This is a genomic window from Calditrichota bacterium (assembly GCA_013151735.1).
Classification (GTDB): Bacteria; Zhuqueibacterota; JdFR-76; order JdFR-76; family BMS3Abin05; genus BMS3Abin05.
Window position 1 is genome coordinate 1 of record JAADHR010000024.1, and the last position, 3,827, is coordinate 3,827.

At 52.9% G+C, this 3,827-nt stretch carries 5 protein-coding genes; 4 read left to right on the top strand and 1 reads right to left on the bottom strand.

Annotated features, from left to right (window positions below; translation table 11 throughout):
* The 4 genes from GXO76_01580 to GXO76_01595 form a co-directional block, all read left to right on the top strand.
* A partial coding sequence (locus tag GXO76_01580; GenBank protein ID NOY76538.1) for a 1-(5-phosphoribosyl)-5-((5-phosphoribosylamino)methylideneamino)imidazole-4-carboxamide isomerase occupies window positions 1-650 on the top strand: 650 nt, incomplete at its 5' end.
* Complete coding sequence (hisF, locus tag GXO76_01585) at window positions 644-1,399, top strand: imidazole glycerol phosphate synthase subunit HisF (GenBank protein NOY76539.1); 756 nt, start codon at window positions 644-646, stop codon at window positions 1,397-1,399. The genes GXO76_01580 and hisF, both read left to right, overlap by 7 nt.
* 218 nt (window positions 1,400-1,617) lie before the next feature.
* Complete coding sequence (locus GXO76_01590) at window positions 1,618-2,277, top strand: histidinol phosphate phosphatase domain-containing protein (protein ID NOY76540.1); 660 nt, start codon at window positions 1,618-1,620, stop codon at window positions 2,275-2,277.
* Window positions 2,278-2,458: 181 nt separating this feature from the next.
* The gene (locus tag GXO76_01595; protein ID NOY76541.1) at window positions 2,459-3,067 is read left to right on the top strand and encodes a bifunctional phosphoribosyl-AMP cyclohydrolase/phosphoribosyl-ATP diphosphatase HisIE; all 609 of its coding nucleotides are present in this window, start codon (window positions 2,459-2,461) and stop codon (window positions 3,065-3,067) included.
* Between the two features lie 59 nt (window positions 3,068-3,126).
* Here GXO76_01595 and GXO76_01600 read toward each other — a convergent pair.
* On the bottom strand, window positions 3,127-3,827 hold a 701-nt coding region (locus GXO76_01600; protein NOY76542.1), incomplete at its 5' end, for a hypothetical protein.

Here is a 3,827-nt window from a genome sequence, read left to right on the forward strand (position 1 = left end):
ACGATCCCGTGGAAACCGCCCGCCACTGGGAAAAACAGGGCACCAAGCTGCTTCATCTGGTCGATCTGGACGGTGCTTTTGCAGGGCACTCGGTTCACACCGAAATCATTGCCTCCATCGTTCGGGCGATCTCCATTCCCGTGGAATTGGGGGGCGGCATTCGCTCTCTGGACACCATTCAACGGGCCCTCCATCTCGGCGTGACCCGCGTCATCCTGGGGAGCGTGGCTGTTACGCAGCCTGAAATCGTGGAAAAAGCGCTCCAGGAATTTTCATCTGAAAAAATTGCGTTGGGCGTGGATGCGCTTGGAGGGAAAATTGCCACGCACGGCTGGGAAAAGGTTTCCTCAATGGAATTGTTTGCCTTTTTGCGCCAGTGGGAAGAAAAGGGCATCGGCCACGTAATTTACACCGACATTTCCCGTGACGGCATGCTGTCCGGTCCGGATACCGAAACGGTTTTCCGGATGGCAGAGGCTTTCTCGTTTCAGATAGTCGTTTCCGGAGGCATTGCCACCGAAGCGGACGTCCTGCAGTTCTGCCGCCCGGAGCTCCCAACCATTGAAGGTGTCATTTTGGGGAAGTCCCTCTACGCCGGAACCCTGGATTTTGTTCATTTGAATCAGCAACTGGAGCAGCGCAGATGTTAGCCAAACGAATTATTCCCTGTCTCGACGTCCACCACGGAAAGGTGGTTAAAGGAATTAACTTTGTTAATTTAGTGGATGCCGGCGATCCGGTGGAGAATGCGATTCGCTACAACGAAGAAGGGGCCGACGAACTGGTGTTCTTGGACATTACCGCCTCGGTGGAAGAACGTGCCATTTTACTGGATGTGGTGTCGCGCACGGCTGAGGCGATTTTCATTCCCTTTACCGTGGGGGGCGGCATTCGCACGGTAGACGACATGAATGCCCTGCTTTCGGCCGGAGCAGACAAAATTTCCGTAAACACAGCCGCGATTCAAAATCCCGATTTAATTGAAAAGGGGGCTAAAATCTTTGGGAATCAGTGCATTGTGGTTGCTATCGACGCCAAATGGAACGGCCGTTTTTTTGAAGTGTACTCCCGCGGCGGACGAACGCCAACGGGTAAAGATGCGGTGGCCTGGGCAAAAGAAGCGGAAGCCCGGGGAGCCGGTGAAATTCTACTGACCAGCATCGATCGGGACGGTACTAAATCCGGGTACAATATTCCCCTTTTACAGGCCATTTCGGATGCGGTGAACCTGCCGGTGATTGCGTCCGGCGGAGCCGGGAAAAAGGAACATTTTCTTGAAGCCTTTTCTGAAGGCCATGCCGACGCCGCCCTCGCCGCGTCTCTGTTCCATTTCGGGGAATTGAGCATTGGTGAAGTGAAGTGTTTTCTGGAACAGAACGGCATTGTGGTGAGAATGTGAAATTCTCACTGCGAAATCGTAACAGCGCAAAAAACGCCGTTTTTGTTCCGTCCCTTCGACAAGCTCAGGGACCGGAACCGTGCGGGTACCAAGCCATTAATCGGACGCTGAGCCACTAATCGGTTGCTGAGCCTGTCGAAGCAACCGCACATTAGGCCAACGTCCCTTCGACACGCTCAGGGAGCTGAAAAATTTGAGTGCAAAAAATTGGAGGAAACATGGTCATTGATTTTCACACACACACCTTTCTCAGTGACGGGTACCTGAATCCCTCGGCAGCCATCTACTACGCCTGGAAACTGGGGTATCGGGCCATCGGCCTCACGGACCACGTGGACGCAGGCAACTGGAAGCCGGTACTGGAACAAATACTCCGCGTTTGCGAGGACGCCAACCGCCGCTGGGATATTACTGCCATTCCCGGGGTAGAAATTACCCACGCCCCGGCAGAAAGTATCCCTGAAATTGCCGAAAAGGCCCGGCACTTCGGGGCCCAAATCATTGTGGTACACGGTGAAACGCCGGTGGAACTGGTGCCGCCGGGAACCAATCATTTTGCCATGGAATCGGACATCGACATATTGGCGCACCCCGGATTTATTTCAGAGGACGACGTGCAGCTGGCCGCCAGCCGCGGGATTTATCTGGAAATTTCCGCCCGAAAAGGCCATTCCCTAACCAACGGTTACGTGGCTCAACAGGCACTCAAATTCGGAGCTCAAATGGTCATCGACAGCGACGCCCACACAATCAGCGATTACCTCTCGGACGAGATGGTGAGAAAGGTAGGATTGGGCGCGGGCCTCACAGAGGAGCAATTCGCAGACGTTCTGAAAAATGCGGAACATTTGTTGGAAAAGGTGAAATCTGCGAGGTAACCGCAAAACTGTTTAAAAGAATTCAGGGAATGTTGCGTTTTTAACTAAACATCTTCGCAAATTTTTTCTTGTAGAGTCGCAAGATTTTGCGGCTCTACAACCGCAATTTTTTTGGGGAATATTTTTGCTGTTTTGCATTTCCGCGTGTTTCGCGGGTGAAATTCTAAATTCAGAGGAACCCATGCTTGAACCCGATTTTACCAAAAGTCCTTTGCTTCCCGCCATTTTGCAGGATGTGCACACCGGCCAGGTGTTGATGCTTGGCTACATGAACGAGGAAGCCTATCAAAAAACTCTAAAAACCAAACTGGCGCACTTTTACAGCCGTTCGCGGCAGAGCCTCTGGTTGAAGGGCGAAACCTCCGGGCATTTTCAGCACGTGAAGGAAATCCGCGTGGATTGCGACGCCGACGCCATTTTGCTTAAGGTCGAACCCGAAGGCCCTACCTGCCACACGGGCCACCAATCCTGTTTTTACCGCGCGGTCACGGCAGACGAACAGCCTTCTTCAGAAGCCATCTTGCAGGATTTGGAAGACCTCATTCTGGAGCGCAAAAAACAGCGGCCTGAAAAGTCCTACACCGTGGAGTTGTTTCGCGAGGGCAAGGCCAAAATTGCGCAAAAAGTGGGGGAAGAAGCCACGGAGACCCTGGTGGCCTACCTGGCCCAAACGGGCCAGCGTCTGGTGGAAGAAACCGCCGATTTGCTCTATCACCTGCTCGTCTTACTGGCGGATGCAGGAGTGCCCCTCTCCAGTGTCTGGCGGGAACTGGCCAAACGGCGAAAATAAAAATAGCCGCAAATGCGTGAATGATTATCTTTTTATTCGCACATTCGCGGCCATTATTTTCACGGCAATCCAAAATAGAAATAGAGCTTCCCTGAGTACAGGCCCTTTGCCTCAAATTTCTGGCTTTCCGGGCCAAATTGATCTGCATCCTTAAATTTTGTACCCATCGCCGGAATGGCATGCAGGATGGAAATCCCCCCTGGCGGCCAGATCATTTTGGTGTGCCGGGGATGATCCCCATCGGGCTGCGAGAACAGGCGCAAAAACAGGCTGTCTGAATCGATGGCCAGCGTTACGGGGCCGTCGTCTGTTTGGAGCACCGCCCAATTGACTTGAGCGTAGTATCCCTCAAATTCGGGATAGTTCCAAGCTGTGGCCGGTGCAAAATTCTTGAAACCGTTTTCCCACACATCCACGTGTTGCCCTTTCAGTCGATTCTGCCAGACACGGTAAGGCCCCTTCCCAAGCCAGGTCATTGTGTGAACCCGCTTTTTGGGATAATCAAACGAAATGCCCAGGTAATCCACCTGCCCCGTGTCGGAGAGAACGTACTCCAGACCAAGCCAGCCACTACCGTCTATCGTCCATGCTAACTTTTTAAAATGAGGCTGTCCTTCAACGAAAAGCTTCACCGCGTGCGGAAGGCGTTTTGTGTGAATCCTCGCCTGAACAACCGAATCCCGACTTCCGGACGCCACAAATCGGGGGCCGTTTGAGAAGGGAATGGTATGGCCCCCTTGCTGAACGTTTGCCAGCAGAC